Below are 24,074 nucleotides of genomic sequence, written 5' to 3'. Positions count from 1 at the left end.
GTTGGCTTGCGTCCCCGGCAGGAGTCGAACCTGCGACCTATTGCTTAGGAGGCAATTGCTCTATCCAGCTGAGCTACGGGGACGTGCCGCGAATTATGCCAGAACCGGCAAGCGGTTTCATCCCCTAGTCAATGGGAACAACCCAGTCTCTGACTTGAACATTATGCAGCATATTGCTGCCGGTTAACTGAGCCACTGCTGTGCTTTGCTGAACTTGTTGCACTTCCACTTCAAACTGGCTGACTTCCCATTTTTGGCGAAAACGACCCTGGTCATCGGTAAAGTGGCTCGGGTGCAGGACCTTTAATTTGTCGCCTACTTTAACGCCGTGTTGCTGGCCTAAATTAAACTGTACGGTCTTTTCATCAACAGCAACAACCCGGCCGCGCACTGGCTTACAAACAAGCTTTTCTTTAACGCCACCGGCAAGGTCTTCTAAACCGCTGTCGAGAGCTGCTCCAAAAGGTTCGTCCCAGAAGTTTGCGGTAGCTACATCGACTGTTGCCGAGCGGTCAAAGGTCCACGGTTGAGTGTCTTCAACACGTGCGCGAGTCACTAGCTGCCCAGTGCTGGCATCCAGTAAATAAAGGGTCAATGCATAATGTCTGTCGGGTGTTGACGACCATAACCAGCCCGAATCTGTATTCATCATTGCCAGATCGTCAAACAACCCGAACACCACAAACTGACTGTCATTAGCCAGCCCCAAACTCCGAGCCATACGACCTAACTCTTCAAGGTTCAGACCACTTAAAGCGTTGTTTAGACCGGCGTGACGCTGCAAGGTATGCGCAATATGAATTTGGCTGCCAACACCGCCCAGTGTTCGGGAAAAGCGCTCAGCAGCAACTTCGCCAATGTCCCAAATTTGCCCCCAGGTGCCATGGGCTCGATCACGAAGCTCAAACGGCACAATAGTGACGGAGTTTTTGTAGCTGCTGCGAGTGCAGTCGCCTTCACGGTTCCAGATATCAGCACGTAGTAGAACCACGACACGATCATCCCGAACTTCTTCACGAACAATACTGACTTGGTCTACATTACCACGGCTAGTCCACTGGGTTTCTGTGTTACTTAATACGCCATCAACAACCTGTTGAATACTGCTGATGCTGCCACCGGAGGAGAGTAGGGCTTGCTGAAGAGCGTTTTCAATGGCTTGCTGGCGTGCCTTTTCGACATCACCGTTAACAATACGCGCCGTACCCTGAGCTTCAATCCAGCGGGCGTCGCTTGGAAACGCAAGAAAAATAAGTGACGCGAGTAAAAGCAAGGTCTTCCAGTTCATGTGTCGTATCCCAGTCTTATCCAAAGTGTCGATTTATTGTCGGTCTTTGTGGCTTTCTCTGAAATAAACTGCAAGAACCCTGCCAAATTTTAACTTAACAGCGTGGCTTAATAATAAACAACACGTTTTACTTTTTGCTGGCGGTTGGTGCTTTGATACAAGCGGTGCACTTTCTCAAAGTCTAAACGCAGTTCCGTCGCGTAATACTCGCCTACAGTGTAGGTTTTCACGACCTCGGCCCCGCGAATAACACCGTCTACTGAAGCCTGAAAGCTATCGTTATTTAGCGCCCAGTCTTCCACCGAACTGCTACCGGCAATCCGTTGTCCGTAAACTTGCTCTGCCAGCTCTCGGTACGCAGCGAGTTTTGAGGCTCGCATTGCGTTTAAGTCCTTAACCTGAGCTGAGTCGCCTGCTTGTTTCTCGATGGGGGCATAGCCTACCGCATTTAATACCGGAAAGGTGTCAGGGGTTTGGGTTTCCCATTCGACGTGCTTTTGATCGTACACAAAGTTGTTATAGGCGGCACAACCGCTCAACAGCATTGATGAAAGGACAATACCCAGTGTCAAAATTTGCTTTGTCATAACGACCTCTACGGACTAAAACGTACTAATCGTTATAACGGCTGAAGCACAGAATTCTTTAACGAATTTTGCCTTTACTGTTGTAGGTCAGAGAGTCTTTGCGGGCCGACTGCAAAATACTTTGCTTGAGTTGGTCAATGCTGTTCAGCGTCGACTGAACCACACGTTCATTGACTTGGTTTTGGTGTTGAATATTGGCGAGGGTTTGCTTAATGGACTCAACCGCAGTGTCTAACTGAGGGTCTTCTTTCAACGTGTCTTTATCGGGGTGCTCTGACAACAAAGTGTCGAGGCGTGTCACTTCGGCCAGAGCTTTTTCTTTTTCGGAAGTAATAGCAGGAATGTCGGCGTGCTCGCGATCGACAATGGCATTTAGCTCACGCTGTTGCAGCAAAGCCAGCCTATCTAGCGACTCCGCCATGTCATCAAGCAGTTGGTTAACCGACGCCACTTTCGTCATTACTCGTCGTTACCGCCTGCAAACAGGTCCGACTCAAACTGAGCGAGCTTTGACGCTAACTGCTCAACATTAATTTTGTATGAGCCGCTTTCAATTTCTGCTTTAATTCGGTCGACTTTAGCCTGGTCGATGCCACTGTTGTTCATGGCTTTTTCCTGCAAGCCACCCAGTTGTTGCGCTTCGCTGGTTAAAGAAACCGCGTCACCGCCTTTCTGAGAAACCGATGCAGAGTTACCTGTCTGGCCACCATTTTGGACCTGACGGTTGCTTGACTTGTTGTCGATACTGGCGTTTTTCAGCCCGGCATTATTGATATTAATAGCCATTGTCTTGCCTCGCTAGATAGTAAGTCTCGGTTACTTATCGACCATATCCGAAAAAACTTAACTAAAAAATCCACTTTTTTGTAAAGTATTTTAAAGGTTGACGGTAACCTCGTTCAGCCCTGTCACAACCGCTTCTATCGACTTGCCTGAGCGGGCGTTTTTCACGACAACGGATTCGCCTTTTAATCCGTCAGCTAACGCTTTTCCGTCAGCGGTAATTCTTAATGCCTTATTCTTAGCCACTATTGTAACTGTTTGGTCCTCACAAACAAGGCAGGTATCGCTTGGTCGAATTGCCTGACCGGCGCCAATGCGCTTTTTGACGCGGGCGCCAATCAATAGTTCCTTTGTTGTATAAACGTTTGAGCGTATTTGGTTTAAGTCGACTTCGGCAAAGGTTAAGTCGCTGTCGCTGATCATTTGGCCCGGAGACATAGGACCTGAAGCGGTGACCACATTTTTATAGCGGTAAATTCTGACCGGCACATAGGTTCGCCAACCGTTTGCGGTAGCACATTTAATTTCTACTGTGGTGTAGCCGTCTAACCGTGCGTTGCTCGCTAAGCCCACCTCTGGTGCCGCTGAACATCGCTTTGCTGTCATTCGGGGATCCAGGTTATTCGCAACAACGTCAATGCGACCACTTTCAGGCGCGCTGACCTGAGAGCGAACAAAATCATGCGCCAGAGTCTGTAATGCCTTATAATCGAGGCGTACGTCACTACTTTGTGCCAGCGCATTATTTGGGGTAAAGCCCAAGAGCAAAATCGTTATTGCAAAAAGCGAACTGATCAACAGCGATTTACGTACTATCATAAAAATATCCTGACGTTATCTACTAAGGTTATCTGGCTGCCTGCCGAAAAAACGGTATAACGTCAAAAGTTCGGCGGCTCGACCAATACATATTTTGCTAATAGTAGTTTAAGCAAATACCGTGCCGAACAAAGGTAGCCTGCCATATTACAGGAGTGAAGCATGGCCAGTATTCTCGATTCAGTGAATCAGCGCACACAAATGGTCGGACAAAACCGGCTGGAATTATTGATGTTTAACCTCGCTGGCAAACAGCGTTTTGGCATCAATGTTTTTAAAGTGCGTGAAGTATTGCAATGTCCCAAGTTAACGGCAATGCCACAGCGCAACCCGTTAATCAGAGGGGTAGCACATATTCGTGGCCAGGCTATTTCCATTATCGATTTGAGCATGGCAACCGGCGGGCCGGCTATCACCGACATTGAAAACCGCTTTGTCATTATTTCCGAATACAACCGAACTGTTCAGGGCTTCCTGGTTGGTGGTGTTGATCGCATTATGAATATTAATTGGGAAGACGTAATGCCACCGCCGAAAGGGGCCGGGCGCGACGCTTACCTGACCGCGGTCACCGAAATTGAGAATGAACTGGTTGAAATAATTGACGTTGAACGTATTTTGGCCGACATAGTGCCAATTAACTCGGACGTGAGTGAAGAAGTAGCTAGTGCCGAAATCAATGTTGCCAAAGAAGATCTCACTATTCTTATTACCGATGACTCTTCAGTAGCACGCAACCAAATTAAACGCGCACTGCAATCGCTGGGTATTAATCTGGAAGTTAAGAAAAACGGTAAAGAAGCGCTTGAGTATTTAAAAGAGAAAGCAAAAGAGCTGGGCGGCAATGTGCACACCCATGTACCTGTTATGGTGTCTGACGTAGAGATGCCGGTGATGGATGGTTATACATTAACCGCTGAGGTAAAAGCTGACCCCGATTTACGCGATATTCATGTTATTTTGCATACATCATTGAGTGGAGTCTTTAATCAGGCTATGGTGAAGAAAGTCGGCGCCGATGATTTTATTGCAAAATTTCATCCCGATGAGCTGGCGACAGCCGTTCAAAAATGGCTTAATACCGAAGTAACCATTTAAAGAGTAGCAGTTAATATAACGTGTCGAATCGCGAATTAAGTTTACCGGAATACCAAGAGTTTCGTCAGTTCCTGGAGCACCAGTGCGGTATTGTACTGGGCGAGAGTAAACTGTACTTGGTTAAAAGCCGGCTCAGCCCGTTAATGGGGCGCTTTAATATTGACTCGTTGTCAGAGTTGGTAAAGCGTTCTATGAAAATCAGTGAACGTGCTCTACGGGCGGCAGTTATTGACGCCATGACAACGAATGAAACCTTATGGTTTCGCGACACTTACCCGTTTCAAATTCTGCACGATCGTATTTTTGCTGAATACAAAAATCATACGGGACCGTTAAAAATATGGTCAGCAGCATGCTCCTCTGGGCAAGAGCCCTACTCCATTGCCATTACTTATGATGAATTCAAAGCCAAGAATCCCGGCGCTCTCAGAGGTGGCATCAAAATAACGGCGACCGATATCTCCAATAAAGTGCTCGAACAGTGTGGTATTGGCGAATACGACAGCCTGGCATTAGCACGGGGGTTATCAGCAGAACGTAGACAGAAGTACTTTACTGATGGTAGCAAGCCAGGATCGATGAAAGTAAGGGATAACCTAAAGACGTACATTCACTTCCGGCACCTGAATTTACTGGACAGTTATTCACTACTCGGCAAGTTCGATGTCATTTTTTGCCGCAATGTGCTTATTTACTTCTCCCCGGAAGTAAAGCGGAAAATAATTGCCCAATTCCGGCAATCACTTAACCCGGGGGGCTATCTTATTCTTGGTGCCTCGGAGTCTATTTCGGGTTTAACCGATGACTTTGAAATGATCCGCTGCAACCCCGGTATTATCTACCGTCGTAAATAACGACGCCCCGTCATTTCCTTTTCAAAAATAAGTGTCAGGACTTCTGGCACGATACCTGCATTGTCTTCACCATCGAACACTGTGGAGACAAAAAAATGGCACTTTCCATGGATAAAATTATGGGAATACAGCAACACACGCTGGGCATACGTACCCAACGTGCGGAGCTTATTGCCAATAATATTGCTAACGCAGACACCCCCGGCTACAAGGCCAAAGGGCTGGATTTTCAGCAAGCGCTGCAACAAGCTCAGCGTGGAACTGAAAGCTATAAACTTTCCAGAACTCACGAGAAGCACTTTAACCATGAAGTGAAACCTCAGGGCACAGAAAAGTTTCGGGTTCCAAACCAACCTGATACCGGTGACGGTAATACCGTTGATGTGCAGTTGGAACAAAACTTGTATGCACAAAATGCACTGGAATACGAAATGACCATGAACTTCCTCGACGGGAAAATTAGTGGTGTTAAGAAAGCCCTTGGCGGCGGACAGTAGGTGAGGTGAAAAACAATGAGCCTATTTAATATTTTCAACGTGACCGGTTCGGCAATGAGTGCTCAGTCAGTGCGACTGAACACCACTGCCAGTAACCTAGCGAACGCGAATTCGGTCAGTAGCAGTATCGACGAAACCTACAAAGCGCGTAACCCGGTCTTCGCGACCGCATTGGCAGACGCTAAAGGCGATTATCGTGGCAATAGCCTGACGAATCAGACACAAGCAGGCCAAGCGGCGGGCGTAAAAGTTTTGGGCATAGTCGAAAGTGATGACCCACTGCAAATTGAGTACGCACCAAACCATCCCATGGCGGACGAAAACGGCTACATCTATAAGCCGAACGTTAACACCATGGAAGAAATGGCCAACATGATTTCGGCATCCCGCTCATACCAGACCAACGTTCAGGTAGCGGATACAGCCAAAACAATGACGCAGCGTTTACTTCGCCTGGGTCAAGGGTAAGCAGGAGATAACAAATGGAAGGCGTAAGCAATAACTCCTACATCGACAGCATGAAATGGAAGAAGGACGAAGGCGCGAAATACGCTGATCCTGACGAGCAGCAGAAGCTCCAGCAGGAAGACTTCTTCAAGTTGTTGACGGAGCAGCTGAATATGCAGGACCCGTCCAAGCCGGTAGAGAACGATCAAATGATTGCGCAAATGACCAGCTTTACTATGGCGGAAGGTATCACCGGCCTGTCAGAGCGTTTTGAACAGTTTGCGGAAGACATGACGTCAAACCAGGCCTTGCAGGCGTCGACTATGGTTGGGCGTAAAGTGTTAGTACCAACTGATCAAGCTAACTTGGAAGAGGGGGCTGGTGTGTCGGGCATGATAGCCACGCCGCAAACCGCTCAGAATGTAAAGATTAGTATTAAAGACTCGACCGGTGCGGTGGTGAAAACCCTGAACCTGGGGGATATGCCAGAAGGTACCAAAGAGTTTGAGTGGGATGGAACCACGACAACGGGCGAACAAGCGCCGGCTGGTAATTATACATTTTCGGTGAACGCGACAGTAGGCGGTCAAACCGAAGAGCTTCCATTACAAATGCATGCACGCGTTCAAAGTGTCAGTACTGGCGGTGAGCGTGGCGTTGTTCTGAATCTTAAAGGATTAGGTGGCATCAAGCTTTCCGATGTCTCTGAAATTAGTTAACAGGTGAGGTGACTTATGTCATTTAATATTGCACTGAGCGGTATCAACGCATCTCAAAAAGACTTAGATGTAACTGCCAATAATATCTCAAACGTAAAAACGTCCGGCTTTAAACAGTCGCGTGCGGAATTCGCTGACGTTTATGCGACCAGTATTTTTAACGCTGGCAATACGAAAGTGGGTGACGGTGTTTTGACGTCGTCAGTGGCTCAGCAGTTTAGTCAGGGTACTTTAGATTTTACTGAGAACTCGCTGGATATGGCGATTTCAGGCAACGGCTTCTTTGCCACTACAGACGGTTTAGGCTCTCGCGATATGACTTACACGCGCTCAGGAGCATTTAAGCTGAATAGTGATAAGTTTATCGTTGATAATCAGGGTAATTTTTTGCAAGGATATCAAGTAAACCGCAATAGTGGGGCTGCCTCTTCAACAAGTTTAGCAACAACTCAGCCTATTCGAGTACCTGATGTAGCAGGAGCACCGCAGCAAACCCAAAATATTTTTACAAGCTTTAACGTTGATGCGCGTTTGACTAATATTCCTGATAATGGAGGTGGTCCACCTCCGACGTCAAACTTTGATCCAGATGCGCCATCAACTTATAACGCATCAACGTCTGCTACTGTTTATGACTCTCTGGGCGAGTCACATATTTTATCAACTTATTACGTGAAACGTGGCTCAAACCAATGGGATGTTTACGCGACGTTTGACGGCAAAGAAATTGATATGGGTACTGCTGCAAACGCTAATGGAGGTGCTGAGTCTGCAGCAGGTTCGGTAGGTCGTAGAATTTCCTTTAACCCTGATGGGACGCCTAACGTAGCGGCCCCGAATATCACATTTCCGGAAGCAATTATTGACTTAAGCGGTAATGATCCAAATGGTGACCCTTACCTAACAAATGGCGCAGATAATACGCAGACGGTACAATTCAACTTTCAGGATGAGACTGGTACAACAGCCCCAACACAATTTGCGTCCGATTTCGAAGTAACTACGCTCGATCAAGATGGGACAACTGTAGGCCGCCTCACAAACGTTGATATAGGAAAAAACGGTTTGATTGCAGCAACCTACTCGAACGGTGACGTTCAGTACCTTGGGCAAGTTGCCTTAGTTCGTTTTGCTAATGAACAAGGCCTAACACAAATTGGCGGTACTAAGTGGAGAGAGAGTATCTCATCTGGTGAGCCGTTATCGGGTGAGGCAAATACAGGTACTTTTGGCGCTATAGAAGCGTCAGCGCTTGAAAACTCAAACGTGAACCTGACGAAAGAGCTGGTGGATTTGATTACCGCACAGCGTAACTTCCAGGCGAACTCGCGTTCGTTGGAAGTTAATAACACCATTAACCAGACTATTTTGCAGATTCGATAATTGAATTAGCAATAAAATATAAAACAAAAGACGCCTTAGGGCGTCTTTTTTCGTTTTTGGCACGGAATCTGCATTACTTAGGGTAACGATCGAAAACGACAAAATTTTGGCTGGAGGTCAGCTATGGACAAAATGCTCTGGATAGCCATGAGCGGCGCCAAAGAAAACATGAACGCGGTGTCGGTGCGGGCAAATAACCTGGCCAACGCAAACACTGACGGTTTTAAGGCGGATTTGGAACAAGCCCGATCCATGCAGGCGTTTGGCGAAGGCTTGCCAACCCGGGTGTTTGCCATGACGGAAAGCCCTGGGCAGAACTTTGCCGCAGGTGCGCTGCAAACCACCGGCCGCAATATGGATGTTGCCATAAAAGACCAGGGCTGGATTGCGGTTCAGGATCAAAACGGCAATGAGCGCTACACCCGAAATGGCAGCCTCGAGGTGGGTACTGACGGCCTTCTTAAAAACTCAAAAGGCAACACCATTATTGGTGACAACGGTCCTATTTTTGTGCCGCAGCCTGTCGACAAGCTGACAATAGGCTCTAACGGTAATGTGTCCATTCGTCCTATGGGGGCACCGGAAAATGTTATGGAAGTGATAGGCCGTATCAAGTTGGTGAACCCGCCAAACGGCAATATTGAGAAAGGTACGGATGGTTTATTCAAGCTGAAAGATGACCAAGTCGCGCTAGCCGATGCCAACGTTAAATTACAAATTGGTGCTCTGGAAAGCAGTAACGTCAACAGCGTCGAAGAAATGACAAGCATGATTGCTCTGCAGCGCCAATACGAAATGAACGTCAAATTAATGAAAACCGCCGATGAAAATGCGCAGCGCTCTGAATCGCTGATGCGTATTAGTTAATCGGGCTTTCGTTAAAGGCGTATAGAGGAGACATAACATGAACCCAGCATTATGGATCAGTAAAACCGGACTGGATGCGCAGCAGCGCGATATCTCGGTCATTTCAAATAACCTGGCTAACTCCAGCACCATCGGCTTTAAAAAGAGTCGCGCGGTGTTTGAAGACTTGCTGTATCAAAACATTAACCAGCCGGGCGGTCAGTCTGCGCAGGACACCGAGTTACCGAATGGCCTTATGGTCGGCGCCGGTACCAAAGTGGTCGCGACGCAAAAATCGCATACTCAAGGTAATGTGCAAACGACCGACAACTCGCTGGATGTGATGATTGACGGAAAAGGTTTCTTCCAGATCTTGATGCCGGACGGGACTATCTCCTATACGCGTAACGGTCAGTTTTCACTGAACGAAGAAGGGGAGATGGTGACTTCGGGTAATGGTTATACGTTGGAACCGGCTATTCAAATTCCTGAAGACGCTATGTCAGTCAGCATTTCTCAGGAAGGTGAAGTGACGGTAACTCAGCCTGGTAACCCGGACAACGTTGTGGTCGGCCAAATTAACCTGGTCAACTTCATTAACCCAGCGGGTTTAGAGCCTATGGGTCAAAACCTGTATCGCGAGACAGCGGTCAGCGGCGCACCACTTGAGGCTGTGCCAGGTGTTGATGGTATGGGTAACACCATTCAGGGGGCTCTGGAAACCTCCAACGTGAACGTGACCGAAGAGCTGGTGAACTTGATAGAAAGTCAGCGTGGTTACGAGATGAACTCAAAAGTGATTTCCTCGGTTGACCAAATGCTGAGCTTCGTCACCCAGCAACTTTAATAATCAATAACAGGTGGCTGTGATGCGTTACTTATTAGCAACTTTAGCAATTTTAGCGGTGACGGGCTGTGCAAGCTCACCGCATAAGCCAATGCCGGATGACCCTTACTACGCACCGGTATTGCCGGAAGAGCGTGCACAGCCGGTCGTGCCAACGGGGTCTCTATTTCAGGATGCGTACGCAGACAACCTGTACTCAGACATAAAAGCGCGTCGCTTAGGCGACATTATTACGGTGACCCTGCAGGAGCAGACAACCGCCAGTAAAACGGCAACGACTGAAACCTCTAAAGAAAGCACGGCAGAACTTGGCGCACCAACAGCCTTTGGTCGCGACATTACGGTGGGCGGCAACCCATTGTCAGCTGGCATTAACGGTACGCGAGACTTTAATGGTGACGCCAGTTCGGATCAAAGCAACCAGCTCTCCGGCGAAATAACCGTGACCGTTATAAAAGTACTGCCGAACGGCAACCTAATTGTTCGTGGCGAAAAATGGATGCGCATTAATACTGGCGACGAATACATTCGTCTAACCGGCATGATCCGCCCACAGGACATAACCGCAGCTAACCAAATTCCATCGACTCGTGTTGCCAATGCACGTATTGAATACTCAGGCACGGGCAGCCTTGCCCAAGTGCAGGAGCAGGGCTGGTTAACGCGTTTCTTCAACAGTCCAATTTGGCCGTTCTAAGGAGTTGGGCATGAAAATGACAAGGCTGTTTACTTTAACATTGTGTTTAGTTTCGATGCTGGTTGCCCCTGTGCAGGCATCGCGTATTAAAGACATTGCATCGGTTCAGGGCATTCGTTCTAACCAGTTAATTGGCTACGGCTTGGTTGTGGGTCTGCCGGGAACGGGTGAGCAAACACCGTTTACCGACCAAACCTTCCGGACCATGCTGGGCAACTTTGGTATTAATATCCCCGCTAATGAGCGACCCAAAATTGACAATGTGGCGGCCGTTGCGGTGCATGCTGACTTGCCGGCCTTCGCGAAACCCGGTCAGAAAATTGACGTGACGGTGTCTTCTGTGGGCAGTGCCGACAGCTTAACCGGCGGTACCTTGCTGCAAACTTTCTTAAAAGGTGCAAATGGCGAAGTGTACGCCGTCGCACAAGGTAACCTGATTGTCGGTGGCTTGGGTGCAGAGGGTAACGACGGTTCCCGTATTGTAATTAATACGCCAACAGTTGGTCGTATACCGGGAGGCGCAACGGTTGAACGTGAAGTGCGCACCTCATTTGGTTCTTCGGACTATTTTACCTTTAACCTGCATCAGTCCGACTTTACAACGGCCAAACGTATGGCTCAGACCATTAATAATTTAGTCGGTGAAGGCGCTGCGCAGGCTGTGGATGCAACTTCGGTTCGTGTTCGTGCACCGCGTGATATGAATCAGCGCGTGAGTTATATGTCCACGCTGGAAAATTTAGAAGTTCAGCAAGCGTCTGCATCGGCTAAAGTTATTGTGAATTCGCGCACTGGCACTATTGTGGTCGGTCAGAATGTTGAGCTACGACCAGCCGCTGTTGCGCACGGCAACATGCAGGTGACTATTTCCGAAAACGTGAACGTCGATCAACCGAATCCGTTTGGTGACGGTGAAACTGTAGTGACACCGCAATCGATTATCGACGTTAATCAGGACGACGCTCGTATGTTTGTATTCCAGCCGGGCACAACGCTGAATGATCTGGTTCGTGCTGTGAATCAAATTGGTGCGGCACCAGGCGACATTATTGCCGTATTAGAAGCGTTGAAACAAGCTGGCGCGCTTAGCGGCGAACTCATTGTTATTTAAGCTGAGGCTGATATGACAAGCTCAAACGCACAATTCAAACAAGCTGAATTAGCCATGGACACGCACAGTCTGAATGGCTTGCGTGAGCGTGCGTTTAACCCGGATGACAAGCAAGCCTTGATGGAGGCGGCACAGCAGTTCGAAGCCATTTTCCTGAATATGGTCATGGGCAGTATGCGCAAAGCCAACGCCGTATTTGAAGAAGGCAACATGTTGGACAGCCGCTACACCAAGATGTACCGAGATATGTACGATCAGCAGCTGACGTCTGAACTATCCAGTCAGGGTTCGTTAGGTTTGGCTGAACTGATGGTTAAGCAGCTCGGCGGTGACGACAGCTACCAGCATGGACATCAGAACCGCTCTGGTGCGAACTTAGATGACCCGCGCATGAAAAATAGAGCGGAGCGCCTGAGTGAGCATGGTGGTGTCGACGCAGGATTTTATTACGGTAACAAGCGCGTTAATACCGCTAAGTTAAGCGACGGCGAAGCGAAGTTCACCAGCCCCGAAAGCTTTGTCGCAGCGCTTAAACCGCATGCTGAGAAAATAGCGAAACAGGAAGGGCTGAACCCGAAAGCGCTTATTGCTCAAGCAGCCCTGGAAACCGGATGGGGTCAGCGATTAGTACCGGGGCGGCATGGCGGCTCAAGTAATAACCTATTCAATATAAAAGCCGACCAGCGCTGGGCAGGGGATAAATCTCATGTCAGTACATTGGAGTTTGACGGTGATGTTGCCCGTAAAGAGCGTGCTGCTTTTCGCTCTTACTCTAACGTGGAACAGAGCTTGCAGGACTATGTTGACTTTATAAAAGGGCATCCGCGTTATCAGCAGGCACTAAAAGTGGCCGATGACCCGGCACAGTACGCTGAAGCCCTGCAGTCAGCAGGCTATGCGACAGATCCGAAATACGCACAGAAAATTCAGTCGGTGTTAAATAACCCGGCATTTGCGGACAAAGCAATTTAAATCGTCTGCAATGGGCGGCAAAAAATTGCCGCCTAAACTAAACATTATTTACTCAGTGCCGATACAGGGCACAGAGTTACTGGAGAGACATCGATGAGTTTTGACTTATTAAATATCGGTAAGAACGGCATACTGGCTCATCAACAGAGCCTGCAAATTACCGGTAAAAACATTAATAATACAAACACTCCGAGCTACGTTCGTGAACGCACCGAGTATATGGAAAGCGAGTACGGCGGCTTGGAGCGCCTGCGTGTGCAGCGCATGATCGATGAATTTGCCAATCGCCAGTTACGAAATGATATTTCAAACGTCAGTTACTACGAAGCTAATTTAGAGCAGGCTGAGCAATTAGATACTCTGTTAGGTGATAGCACTACAAACGTCGCTTCGTCAGTAGAAAGCTTTTTCAACACACTGCAAGACGCGAATAACGACCCAGGGTCAGTGACCGCTCGTCAGCTAGTATTAGCAGAAGCTGATGCTATGGTCACGAAGTTCAATGATTTCTCGCAGTACTTAAATGATCAAAAAGGCATCATCAACGACCGTCTGACGTTATCAACAGATAGAATTAACTCAATTTCAAAGAACCTGGCTGAGTTGAATTCAAAAATCCAAAACTCTGCGGGAAAAAATAACGATAATGGCGACTTGAACGCATTATTGAATAAGCGCGATGAGCAATTAAGAGAGTTGGCTGAGTTAGTAGAATTCAGTACCGTAGAGCAAAAAAGCGGTGCAGTAAGTGTTAACTTGAAAAACGGCCAGCCTATAGTACTGGAGAATGGTCGCTTTAATGCCGTTGCTATGAAAAGCAACCCCGATACCGAACGTTTGGAAATGGTGCTAAAAAAAGAGCACAGCGGTGGTAGTGTCAGCGAGTTCTATGTGCCGACAAACGAGCTGGGTGGTTCTATAGGGGGTTACCTTGAGTATCGCGATGAAGTACTAATGCCAACGCAAAAGCGTTTGGGACAACTTGCGGTACGTATTGCAGATTCCATGAACACTCAAAACCAGAAAGGCATGGACTTAGACAACCAACTGGGTCGCAAAATATTCGATTTGTCACAAACTGAGTCGCAAGCGTTACAGTATGCAGACAATACCGGTACCGGTGAAATGACTGTGCGTATTTTGGAAGGGGATAGTAAGTCGTTTCCTTCAGAAAATTTACGTATTACTAAAACGGGTAACCCAGACGAATACGAAATAGTACCGGTTAATGAAGATGGTTCGGTTGTAAGTGGTGCGGATACAATTACGGTGACGCAAGCGTCGCCGGGAACTATTGATATTAGTGAGCTGGGTATTTCGTTAGATTTAACTGGCGCAGCGAACGCAGGTGACCAGTTCCTGGCGAAACCGGCTGACCGCGCAGCATCAGAGATTAGCTTGGCCATTCGCCGCCCAGAAGACATTGCATTAGCGAATCCTATTCGGGTGAAAGATGGTATGGATAACCAAGGTGCGGCTGGTATTGAAATAGCGGCGATTAATACACCGGATGATTATTTCGACACGGCAAACAATACTCTACTGCCCGGAGCCCCAGCCCGTATCGAAGTCACAGGGCAGACGGGCAACGCTTATGACTTGGAAGTTTTCGCTAAAGACGGCACCAGTTTAGGCACCATTACGGGTACAACGGATCTAAACGGCATTTTAGACCAAGCAGGCTTAGCCGATCCTGATTACGAAATAGACATTAATGGTGAACCCGCTGTAGGTGATGAGTATTTGATTGAATACAACACCAATGGTTTTGATGACAACAGTAACGGCCAGGCAATGGCTGATTTGCAGCGTCAACAACTCGTTCGCCGCTCTGGTGGGGAAGAAGCAGAGCCTACCATGACTTTTAACGAAAGTTACGGTCGTTTGGTGTCTGATGTCGGTAGCCGAGTGAGTCAAAACCGTGTATTGCGAGACTCAGCTGAAGCCATTAAGTCACAAACAGAAACGTTGTACGACTCACAAGCTGGTGTGAACCTGGAAGAAGAAGCAGCAAACCTAATTCAGTATCAGCAAGCGTACACAGCGTCGGCCCGAATTATTACGACATCACAGACTATTTTCGACACCTTGCTGACGTCATTGAGGTAAGAATTATGCGACTAAGTACTAACTTATTTTTCCAGCGTGGGCTGGACAGCTTACAAACCTCACAGAGTCGGCTGGATAAAATTCAGCTGATGCTGACTAAGCAGACTAAAATTCTAAGTCCTGCGGATGATCCCATTGGTAATTCGCAGGTACTGGCGCTGAACGAGAAGATTGGCCAGAACGAACAGTTTGAACGTAACTCGGTAACGCTTGAAAACAACCTGCGCCGTGAGGAGAGTGTGTTAAATAGCATCACTGACTCTATTCAAAAGGCCCGGACGCTGGCTGTTCAGGCAGGTAACGCAAGCTATGATCAAACGAACCGTAAAGCGATAGCCTCAGAGTTACGCAATATCGAGGCTTCTATTTTTGATTTAACCAATGCACAGGACGAGTCAGGCGAGTATATATTTGCGGGTTATCAAAATCGTATTCAGCCCATGGAGTTTAATGATGCAAATCAAGCTTATGAGTATGTAGGCGACCAAGGGCAGCGTACGATTCAGTTGTCACCGACATTGTATCTACCGGCAAATGACCCGGGCAGCCGTGCATTTTCTAATGTGTCTAAGCGAGTAGACTTTGAGCTAACCGGTGGAAATAATTTTATCGAGAAAGTCGAAGTTACTGATCGCGACGCACTTATTGCCGACACTGAAGCACGTATTGATGCAGGGGATTCGACAGATTTTACGGTGACCTTTACCGGACCAAACGATTATGAAATTAGTGATGGTACCAATACAGTGACAGGTACGGTAACGGACGGAAAAGTTGAATACAACGGCATGACCCTGGAGTTAAATCCAGACAATATGCCAACAACTGGTGACTCGTTCAGTTACTCTATTGGTGAGCCTGTATCGCGCAATTTGTTAACCCAAATTCGAGACTTGGCCACCGCACTGGAAGAGTCGGGTCCCGAGAGCAAAGGCTTTCATGAAAGCGAAATTGCTTTTGCACTAGATGACTTTAATACCGTTATAAGCGATTTAACTGATACTCAGGCTTCTGTAGGTGCGCGTTTGAATGTGATGGATAACGCTAAACTCAGTAACGCTGACATTGAAATTGTGAACAAAAAAGCACGAGCCGATATTTCCGACGTAGACTATTCAGAAGCCGTAACCGACTTAGTCAAAAACGAAACGATTTACTCAGCCGCACAACAAGTGTTTACCCGTATAAGTCGCCTAAGCTTATTCGATTACCTATAAACAGAGGTAGCCTGACGCTATTGCGTCAGGTGCGATACTTAAATGACGAACTGAGCGTTCTTTAGTATCGCTCCCCACCAGACATCAATGTCAGGCTACATAAAAAACTTCAAATTTTTTCAAAAAAATACTAAAGCTCCCCAAACCCCTGCCGATACCCTTTGTGAGAGGAAAATTTAACCAGGCGAAACACGAAGCCGAAACATTCCTCCAGCTTGGCAACAACGATTGAATCCAAGCTTAGGCTAGAAACTGAGGAGCAATATCATGGCACTATATGTAAACACTAACGTCAGCTCACTGAACGCACAGCGTCAGCTGATGGGCTCAGGTAACCAGCTTGACCAAGCATTTCAACGTTTGTCGTCAGGCTTCCGTATTAACAGCGCTGCAGACGATGCTGCAGGCTTACAAATCTCTAACCGTTTGAGTTCACAAATTAGCGGTTTGAACCAGGGTAACCGTAACGCTAATGATGCTATTTCTGTAGCTCAAACGGCAGAAGGTGCACTAGACGAATCAACTAATATTTTACAGCGTATGCGTACGTTAGCAGTACAGTCGTCAAACGGCTCTAACTCCGCAGAAGACCGAGCTGCGTTGCAGAAAGAAGTAACAAGCTTGCAACAAGAGCTTTCTCGTATTGCTGAAACCACTACATTTGGTGGTAATAAGTTATTGGACGGTTCTTATGGTTCTCAAGCTTTCCAAGTTGGTGCTAACTCTGGCGAAACCATTAACGTAACCATTGGCAACGTATCATCTAACGCGATCGGTTCAAATAAAATTGATACCGTTGGTACCACTCTGGGAGCGGTGGGCAACACGGGTTCAACCTCTACTGTTGCTAACTCAGGTTCAGTAAGTATTTTCGGACCGAACTCAAGCGAAACCGGCTTGAGTTTAACCGGTCAAACCGTTACTGAAGCTGCGGAAACTATCAATTCTAAGGGGACTGGAGTGACTGCAGAGGCCGTGGTAGACGTTGAGCTGTCAGGTTTTGACAATGCCTCTACAGGTACGTTGACTATTGACGGAGAGAGTTACGACTTGTCTAAGTACGGTGATGATGTTTCACGCTTGGCTGAAGACTTGGGTAAGCAGGGTATCAACGCCTCGGTAAGTGATGACAAGTTACGGATAACCGAGAGTGGTATTGATGGGGTAACTCTGACAGGTGGTAACGGCTCAGGTAACACTGGTGCTATAACGTTTACCGCATATAACGCCGATGGTTCGACTGGCACGTCAGGCGACACTGCGTCAATCGACTATACTGCACGACTTGAATTGTCTGCTAGTGAGAAGTTTAGTGTCAGTGGCTTTGGTGCTGAGGATTTGGGGGCATCAACGTCAACGTTGTCTAAAGTCTCAGATATTTCGATCACTGACTTTTCCGGTGCTCAAGACGCGATTGGTGTAATTGATTCAGCTATTGCTAAGATCGATTCTCAACGTGCAGACTTAGGTGCGGTTCAAAACCGTTTCCAAGCGACGATTCGTAACCAATCGAACATCGCAGAGAACCTGGAAGGTGCGAAGTCTCGAATCAAAGATGCTGACTTTGCGGCAGAGACTGCGAAGCTGACTCAGGCTCAGATCCTGCAGCAGGCTTCTCAGACCATCCTGGCGCAGGCTAACCAGCGTCCACAGGCGGCACTGCAGTTACTGGGCTAATTCCTCAACTAACTCAACCGTCACTAAAAACCGGAGCTTTTGCTCCGGTTTTTTTATGCCTGTAATTCAAAGAGTTAACAATAAAACCGATACCGCTTAAAAAAACTTCAGTTAAACGCTAAAGTTTTCAGCATGGCTTACCGATAACATACATGGATAATTGTTTTAGTGCTAAACTGCACAGTAACTAAGGAAAAGGTGAGTATTATGGCAGACATGTCAGTTGAAAGCCGCGCGTTAAGTCCCTTAAGTAGTGCTGCGGGTGGTTCACCGAACAAGGCGGAGCGGCCGCAGGACCAAAAGGTCATGGACGCGGTCAGCCAAGTTCAGGAACGCACCGCTGATAAAGTGGAAAAGCAGGCAAGTAGTGAGAGTATTGCAAACACGGTAGAGGAAATGAATCAGTCATCGACTATTCGGAATACCAGTTTGCAGTTTGTATTCGATGAAAGAGACGAGCCACCGGTGGTTAAGGTGATTGATACAGACAACGGTGAAATGATTCGTCAAATTCCATCAGAATTGGTTGTGAAGTTATCTAAAGCTATTGAAGAAATGGCCGATAACGAGAACAGTCGGATGGGATTTTTATTCGACAACCAGATTTAAGTGAGGTGTTGATATGCCATTAATTTCATCAATAGGTGCGCGTTCAGGGTTAGACCTGCAGAGCATTATAGATGCGACATTAGAGGCCGAGCGTGTTCCTAAGAAAAACCGCTTGGACCAACAGGAAGGCCGCTTAACCGTGGAGCTATCGGCTGTTGGTGAGATGCGTTCGGCATTATCAAAGCTTCAGGAGAGTGCAGAAAAGCTGACTGAAGGTAGCTTGTTTAGTGCTATGAAAGCGTCGGTTACTCAACCCGACTCCGGCGATGTTGTTAGTGTGGAAAGCTCAGAGAATGCCAGTGCGGGTGAGTTTGAACTATTTGTTCAGCAGTTAGCAAAAGGTAGCCGAGCAGTGTCTGCGGATGGCGCTTTTGCCAGTGCGGATGACGAGGTTAACACCAATGCGGGTTCGTTAACCTTTGGTGCCGGAGATGAGAGCTTTACGCTAAATATTGAAGCGGGCTCAACGCTGGAAGATATTCGCAATGCGGTCAACTCATCTGATGATAACTTTGGCGTTACAGCGGATATTATTAATACCGGCACTGAGGCCAAGTTAGTCTTCCGCTCAAGTGTCACTGGTGCGGGTAATGACTTAACCGTTACTAACGACAACGCTGAGTTTGATGCTATTTCAACTCAAGCCAACGGCGGTGGTGCTGGGGGCATGGCCATTGCCGCAGATGATCAGGCGACTGATGCCATTATTGAGATTGACGGCATTCAGGCTACCAACGACACCAATACTTTCACTGATGTAATTCAGGGATCGACCATTACGGCTCTGAAAGAATCGGAAGGCACTGAAAAGGCGCAGTTGTCGATAGCTCGTGACGACGCCGGTGTTCAAAAGTCCATAGACAGCTTTGTAAAAGCCTATAACAGCACTGTTGATTTGCTCAGTGAAATTGGTGGGGAAGACAGCATGCTGCAAGGCGATGCTACTGTTCGTACACTAAAAAGCCAGCTCAATAATGTGTTGACTAGCACATTTGGCGAAGGGCAAACTTTGTTCGATTTAGGCTTTGGTTTAGACAAAGAAGGTCGCCTGCAGCAGGAAAACCCGGTCACCAACGTCAAGGATGTACTCGCTGAAAACCCATCGGCATTGCAAAATGTTATCGGTGGCGAAAACGGCTTGGCAGCGCGCATGGAAACTCTGCTAGATGGTTATGTAAGTGCCGGCGGCTCACTGCAAATGCGCCGAGACTCTATCAATGAAAGTTTGGACCGTGTCGAAGAAAGCCGAGAGTCATTGGCATTGCGCATGGAATCACTGCGCGAGACACTAAACTCAAAATATCAGGCACTGGATTCCTTAGTTGGCCAGCTACAAAGCCGTGGCAATGCAGTCACTGCACAGTTAGCAAACTTACCGGGTTTTACCCGGGACAATGATTAATTAGAGGTAATTACGTATGAATATGAAGCTTAAAGGCTATACTAAAGGCTCACTAGAAACCCGTGTTGCGGGTGCAGACCCTTATCAGCTAGTACAAATGCTGATGGCGGGTGTGTTAGAGAACCTGAATTACGCCAAAGGAGCGATTCAGCGTAAAGACCTTGAGAAAAAGAGTCATCATTTAGGCAAGGCTCAAGCAATTGTTGACTCGCTTCGTTATAGCCTGGATGACACTGCTGGAGCGCAAGCAACTGGCAACTTACGCGAGCTGTATATGTACATGAGTACGCGTATTGCTGACGCTTCTATTGAGCTGGACGTTGATGCAATTGACGAAGTCGCACGTTTAATGCTGGACATTAAAGGCGCATGGGACCAAATTCCTGCCGACCAGCGTGACGTTGCTATGAACCAAATGCAGCAGGCCGCTGGAGCTTAAATTGTCTGAAGAGACACGCTCACCAGAACAGTTAAGTGGGCTCTACAAGCAGCTAAAACAACAAGTGGCAGACTCAGAGTATGAGTCTGCCGCTGACACCCTCCCTAAAATACTTTTCTTTCTAGAACAGTTACCTGATGGCTGGACAGAGTCTAGCGAATGGGTAACTGCAGTTGCTGCGGTTGATAGCTACCTCAATGAAGTACAACCAGAGCTAGAAAAAGTCCTCGAAGAAACCAGCGCAGCTATTACCAAAATCGGTAAAAGCAAGAAAGGCGTCAGAGCTTATACAAAAACCTGAGAGATTGACCCTATAGTCTTGGACAGTGGCCATTTAACAGCTAAACTGCTTAAAAAACTAAAATAAGATTTCGTCAAATGAAAGCAGACACTTTAGAAGATATCGTTCGTTATTATGAACAACACTATGGTAACGGTCAGCAGGATGTTCATGAACTCACCTTCGAGATGTTAGAGGCAGTTCGCTTGATAACGCAACGTGATGGAGGAGTCAGGGAGCGGCAGACTGAGAACTGGAAGGTCTCACACTGGTATACACGATTAGCGTCCGCGCTAACGCTACATTTCTTGTCGAACCAACCAAAACTAGAGTTCAATTATATTTTTCAGCTTGCTTATTATCGAACCGTAATCCTGAATATTTTTGCGGCAAGCGGATATCGCGGCGCTCAACATCTATTCGAAATCGTAGCGTCTCCAAATGAAGAAGGACGAGTTAGCCTGGATAAAGACAAAGCAATTATAATTCACTTGGTTACACAGTTAGATGACGTGAGACCTGAAATGATTGACTTTTTTGCTCAGGGGGATGCAGACGTCTTTTTTATTCTAGGAATACTTTGGTTAGCAGAAATAGCAGTTGTTACTCCACAAGGAGAGGAAAATCGTAACAAGTTATTGGGATATCACGAGAAGTTTCTCAATGTTTCCGATCAGATGAATATTGGTCAGTTAATGACACCTGTCGAGAATGCTTGGATGTATTGTAGTTACGCTAATATTCCAGAAAAGCATGAGCTCAAGAGAACACTCAATTCAATTATCAAGCGCTTTTTCCGCGCTCAAGGTGTTGCTCCAAGGCGAGTAACTTACAAAAAAACCAAACACCAACAGAAAAAGCCAAGAATGCTTGTGATAATGGAGTTATTCACGTCTGGTCATGCGATGTTTAGGTGTTATGCGAAATTGATTGCACAAATGTCTGAACATTTTGAGCTTTACGGCTTAACGTCAGACGACCAAATTGATGAAGATAACTCTAAGCTGTTTAGAAAAATCCTGAGTTTTGAAAAAGGGAACTGTTCTGTAAATGATATGGTAAAAATTGCGCAGTCTTTGAATCCAGATGTCATTTATTACCCGAGTTTAGGAATGGTCGAGTGGTCTTTGATTTTAGCCAATTTTAGATTAGCACCAATTCAAGTATCAGGAGCGGGTCATCCAGCAACAACCCAAATACCAACTATTGACTATTTCTTCGCACCTAGTCCTGAAGGGGGGTACGGCAAGGATTTTTCTGAGACATTAGTACTGGAGCGGTCTAGCCTTGACCATACCTTACCAAAGGTTAGTGAGAAAAAGTTGAGGAGATTGATAGCGGATAGGCTTAAAAGGAGAAAGTGTGGTGCTCAAATCAAGATTGCTATAAACGCCACAGCGATGAAGTTAAACAGCTCCTTCCTTGATATTTGTAAAAAAATTGAAAAAGAAATGGGTCGTAACTGTGAGTTTCATTTCTTTCCATTGTTCGGTGCAAGCTTATTTGACGCTATCTCACAGAAGCTTATAAATAGATTAGATAGTGCCGTAGTGCATAGACCCAAACCTTATGAGCAGTTCCTTGAAACATTAGCCGAATGTGATATTTCATTGGCGCCTTTTCCTTTTGGTAATAGCAACAGTACAGTTGATGCGATGTGCCTGGGGATTCCGGTCATTTGTTTCCTTGGTGACGGTATTGCGAGTCAGACAGATGCAAGGACTTTAAGGTTTGCAGGGGCGCCTTTAAAAAATTTAGTGAGTCACTCAGAGTCGGATTATTACAGAAATGCTATTGCGCTTATTCAAGACAGCGAACAACTAAGCATTATTACTGATGAGTTACTTCGCATTGACTTTTATTCAATTTTGAAGACTGCTAAGGGAGCGGGAAAGTCAGTCACATACGCCGAACTTATGAATTATGTTTATAGCCACCATGAAGAACTACAGGCGAAGCAATTAACAGAGATAACTTATAAGGACTTGTAGTTGTTATTTCAGGCCAAATCCGCTCTCTATCAAACAATGTGTCCACCGGAGTTCGTTCAAAGCAAGTTTTTGAGCGTAATACAAACCTCACAACTTGTCAGGATAATTGCCAGGAAACATGCCAAGGTAATTGACGTTACACAACCCTACATTCCCAAGTGAGAACTAAGACTCTAAAAATTACTTCATAAAGAGGGAGATGAAATCTATGAATATTTTGATAATTGGTCAATGCTCCCTTCATTGGGGCCGTATGGAGTTTGGCAATATTGGAAATTATTATATTATTGAGCCATTTTTTAGACAGCTTCATAATACCTTTGAACATGCTGAGATAAAAACTACTATGCAATTATCAGAGCGATTTCAGAGGGCGGAGCAGGTTAAAAGTTTGCCGTTAAACTTATATTATGATTGGCGAGATAATGAATTGCAGTTATCTGACATAGAAGTTGAACTCTCTGAAGAGTATAAAAGAACAGGTATATTGATAGAGACTACAGAATATATAGAGCAAGTTAAATGGGCAGATTTAGTTATAGATTTTAGTGGTGATATTTGGGGCGATAATGCGAACTTTCTTGGTAAAGATCGTTTCAACGTAGGACTGAACAAGGTGCTAACTGCCCAAAACATGGGAAAAAAAACTGCAATGTTGGCAGGCTCACCTGGTCCCTTTGGTAATGAGGTTACGAAAAGGTTAGCGAAAAAAATTTACAAGTCGTTTGATATCGTAACTAATCGAGAGCCTATCAGCACTGATTTGCTGAATGCAGAAGGCTTTGATTGTTCAAAAACACATACATTGCCCTGTCCAGCCTTTTTATTTGAAGCCGCACAGAAGAATAGTGTTGAAGATACTGTTAAAGTTGTTCGGAACTTTGGCGGAAAAAAGGAAAAGCCCGTCGTTGGTTTTATAATTTGTGGATGGAATTTTGAGAAAGGACCTTTTGATAAGTGGCCGAGAAATGACGAAGAATATGATAATTTTGTAGAGTCTGTCGAGTTTATTTGTGGCCAGTTGGGAGCAAGAGTTTGCCTAATGTCGCATTCAAACGGGTTTGATATACCTCCGTTGCCATTCAAATTAAAGCATGGCAGAGACTATCCTATAGCTAAGCAGTTACAAAGTATTTTGCTAAAGCGGGGGATCGCAAAAGATATTGTTTGTATAGATGAGCTTTTTGAACCATGGGAGACTAAGGCTTTAATAGGAACGTTCGATATGCTCGTAACTGGCAGAGTTCATGCTGCTGTAGCTGCTTTTGCACAATCTATACCCACAGTAGTCATTGATTATGGCCATGAGCCCAAAGCGCACAAGTTAAAGGGTTTTGCTAAAATAGTAGGTGCACTTCAATACGTTGCTCAGCCATCTGACTGAATCGCCACTAGTTCACTA

General features: G+C 46.5%; 25 protein-coding genes and 1 tRNA gene. 20 read left to right on the top strand and 6 right to left on the bottom strand.

Going from position 1 to position 24,074, the window contains the following annotated elements; all coding sequences use genetic code 11:
- Positions 1-9: 9 nt before the first annotated feature.
- The 6 genes from CWI73_RS11815 to flgA all read right to left on the bottom strand — a co-directional run bounded on the left by CWI73_RS11815 (position 10) and on the right by flgA (position 3,477).
- Positions 10-83: transfer RNA gene (locus tag CWI73_RS11815), tRNA-Arg, on the bottom strand.
- Positions 84-124: 41 nt separating this feature from the next.
- Positions 125-1,288, bottom strand: coding sequence for a flagellar assembly protein FlgT (locus CWI73_RS11810; protein WP_126752974.1), 1,164 nt, complete (start codon positions 1,286-1,288; stop codon positions 125-127).
- A gap of 107 nt (positions 1,289-1,395) precedes the next feature.
- Entirely contained in the window at positions 1,396-1,875 is a 480-nt protein-coding gene (locus CWI73_RS11805) for an LPP20 family lipoprotein (RefSeq protein ID WP_126752973.1), read from the bottom strand.
- A 58-nt stretch (positions 1,876-1,933) separates the two neighbouring features.
- On the bottom strand, positions 1,934-2,335 hold the full coding sequence (locus tag CWI73_RS11800; protein WP_126752972.1) for a flagellar protein FlgN: 402 nt from the start codon (positions 2,333-2,335) through the stop codon (positions 1,934-1,936).
- Positions 2,335-2,661: a flagellar biosynthesis anti-sigma factor FlgM gene (flgM, locus tag CWI73_RS11795; RefSeq protein ID WP_126752971.1), complete on the bottom strand. Its 327-nt coding sequence runs from the start codon at positions 2,659-2,661 to the stop codon at positions 2,335-2,337. The genes CWI73_RS11800 and flgM overlap by 1 nt, the downstream gene beginning before the upstream one ends.
- Before the next feature lie 90 nt (positions 2,662-2,751).
- Complete coding sequence (gene flgA / locus CWI73_RS11790) at positions 2,752-3,477, bottom strand: flagellar basal body P-ring formation chaperone FlgA (RefSeq protein ID WP_126752970.1); 726 nt, start codon at positions 3,475-3,477, stop codon at positions 2,752-2,754.
- A gap of 162 nt (positions 3,478-3,639) precedes the next feature.
- Between flgA and CWI73_RS11785 the strand changes: the two genes are divergently transcribed.
- The 20 genes from CWI73_RS11785 (at position 3,640) to CWI73_RS11690 (ending at position 24,056) form a co-directional block, all read left to right on the top strand.
- Entirely contained in the window at positions 3,640-4,575 is a 936-nt protein-coding gene (locus CWI73_RS11785; RefSeq protein WP_126752969.1) for a chemotaxis protein CheV, read from the top strand.
- Between the two features lie 20 nt (positions 4,576-4,595).
- Entirely contained in the window at positions 4,596-5,429 is an 834-nt protein-coding gene (locus CWI73_RS11780) for a CheR family methyltransferase (RefSeq protein WP_126752968.1), read from the top strand.
- A gap of 95 nt (positions 5,430-5,524) precedes the next feature.
- Entirely contained in the window at positions 5,525-5,926 is a 402-nt protein-coding gene (gene flgB / locus CWI73_RS11775; protein WP_126752967.1) for a flagellar basal body rod protein FlgB, read from the top strand.
- A gap of 15 nt (positions 5,927-5,941) precedes the next feature.
- A complete protein-coding gene (flgC, locus tag CWI73_RS11770) occupies positions 5,942-6,394 on the top strand; it encodes a flagellar basal body rod protein FlgC (protein ID WP_126752966.1) in 453 nt (150 codons plus the stop codon).
- A 14-nt stretch (positions 6,395-6,408) separates the two neighbouring features.
- Entirely contained in the window at positions 6,409-7,092 is a 684-nt protein-coding gene (gene flgD, locus CWI73_RS11765) for a flagellar hook assembly protein FlgD (RefSeq protein WP_126752965.1), read from the top strand.
- 15 nt (positions 7,093-7,107) lie between these two features.
- A complete protein-coding gene (gene flgE, locus CWI73_RS11760) occupies positions 7,108-8,475 on the top strand; it encodes a flagellar hook protein FlgE (RefSeq protein ID WP_126752964.1) in 1,368 nt (455 codons plus the stop codon).
- A 123-nt stretch (positions 8,476-8,598) separates the two neighbouring features.
- Positions 8,599-9,342: a flagellar basal-body rod protein FlgF gene (gene flgF / locus CWI73_RS11755; protein WP_053952971.1), complete on the top strand. Its 744-nt coding sequence runs from the start codon at positions 8,599-8,601 to the stop codon at positions 9,340-9,342.
- A gap of 37 nt (positions 9,343-9,379) precedes the next feature.
- Entirely contained in the window at positions 9,380-10,168 is a 789-nt protein-coding gene (flgG, locus tag CWI73_RS11750) for a flagellar basal-body rod protein FlgG (RefSeq protein WP_126752963.1), read from the top strand.
- A 22-nt stretch (positions 10,169-10,190) separates the two neighbouring features.
- Positions 10,191-10,865 carry a flagellar basal body L-ring protein FlgH gene (gene flgH, locus CWI73_RS11745; RefSeq protein WP_126752962.1) on the top strand — a complete coding sequence of 225 codons (675 nt, stop codon included), beginning with the start codon at positions 10,191-10,193 and terminating at the stop codon, positions 10,863-10,865.
- Positions 10,866-10,881: 16 nt separating this feature from the next.
- Positions 10,882-11,976: a flagellar basal body P-ring protein FlgI gene (locus tag CWI73_RS11740; RefSeq protein ID WP_380298946.1), complete on the top strand. Its 1,095-nt coding sequence runs from the start codon at positions 10,882-10,884 to the stop codon at positions 11,974-11,976.
- Positions 11,977-11,988: 12 nt separating this feature from the next.
- Positions 11,989-12,948, top strand: coding sequence for a flagellar assembly peptidoglycan hydrolase FlgJ (gene flgJ, locus CWI73_RS11735; protein ID WP_126752960.1), 960 nt, complete (start codon positions 11,989-11,991; stop codon positions 12,946-12,948).
- A 93-nt stretch (positions 12,949-13,041) separates the two neighbouring features.
- A complete protein-coding gene (flgK, locus tag CWI73_RS11730; RefSeq protein WP_126752959.1) occupies positions 13,042-15,057 on the top strand; it encodes a flagellar hook-associated protein FlgK in 2,016 nt (671 codons plus the stop codon).
- A 5-nt stretch (positions 15,058-15,062) separates the two neighbouring features.
- Positions 15,063-16,274 (top strand): flagellar hook-associated protein FlgL, encoded by a 1,212-nt coding sequence (gene flgL / locus CWI73_RS11725; protein WP_126752958.1) that lies wholly within the window; start codon positions 15,063-15,065, stop codon positions 16,272-16,274.
- A gap of 267 nt (positions 16,275-16,541) precedes the next feature.
- A complete protein-coding gene (locus tag CWI73_RS11720; protein ID WP_126752957.1) occupies positions 16,542-17,951 on the top strand; it encodes a flagellin in 1,410 nt (469 codons plus the stop codon).
- A 207-nt stretch (positions 17,952-18,158) separates the two neighbouring features.
- Positions 18,159-18,560 (top strand): flagellar protein FlaG, encoded by a 402-nt coding sequence (locus CWI73_RS11715; RefSeq protein ID WP_126752956.1) that lies wholly within the window; start codon positions 18,159-18,161, stop codon positions 18,558-18,560.
- A gap of 13 nt (positions 18,561-18,573) precedes the next feature.
- Positions 18,574-19,962 (top strand): flagellar filament capping protein FliD, encoded by a 1,389-nt coding sequence (gene fliD, locus CWI73_RS11710; protein WP_126752955.1) that lies wholly within the window; start codon positions 18,574-18,576, stop codon positions 19,960-19,962.
- Positions 19,963-19,978: 16 nt separating this feature from the next.
- Entirely contained in the window at positions 19,979-20,401 is a 423-nt protein-coding gene (gene fliS, locus CWI73_RS11705; RefSeq protein WP_126752954.1) for a flagellar export chaperone FliS, read from the top strand.
- 1 nt (position 20,402) lies between these two features.
- The gene (locus tag CWI73_RS11700; RefSeq protein ID WP_126752953.1) at positions 20,403-20,702 is read left to right on the top strand and encodes a hypothetical protein; all 300 of its coding nucleotides are present in this window, start codon (positions 20,403-20,405) and stop codon (positions 20,700-20,702) included.
- 77 nt (positions 20,703-20,779) lie between these two features.
- Entirely contained in the window at positions 20,780-22,672 is a 1,893-nt protein-coding gene (locus tag CWI73_RS11695) for a tetratricopeptide repeat protein (RefSeq protein ID WP_126752952.1), read from the top strand.
- Between the two features lie 208 nt (positions 22,673-22,880).
- Positions 22,881-24,056, top strand: coding sequence for a polysaccharide pyruvyl transferase family protein (locus CWI73_RS11690; protein ID WP_157980642.1), 1,176 nt, complete (start codon positions 22,881-22,883; stop codon positions 24,054-24,056).
- The last annotated feature ends 18 nt before the right edge of the window (positions 24,057-24,074 follow it).

The sequence above is a fragment of the Idiomarina piscisalsi genome (assembly GCF_003987095.1).
GTDB lineage: Bacteria > Pseudomonadota > Gammaproteobacteria > Enterobacterales > Alteromonadaceae > Idiomarina > Idiomarina piscisalsi.
This window is presented reverse-complemented; position numbering and strand designations above follow the sequence as displayed.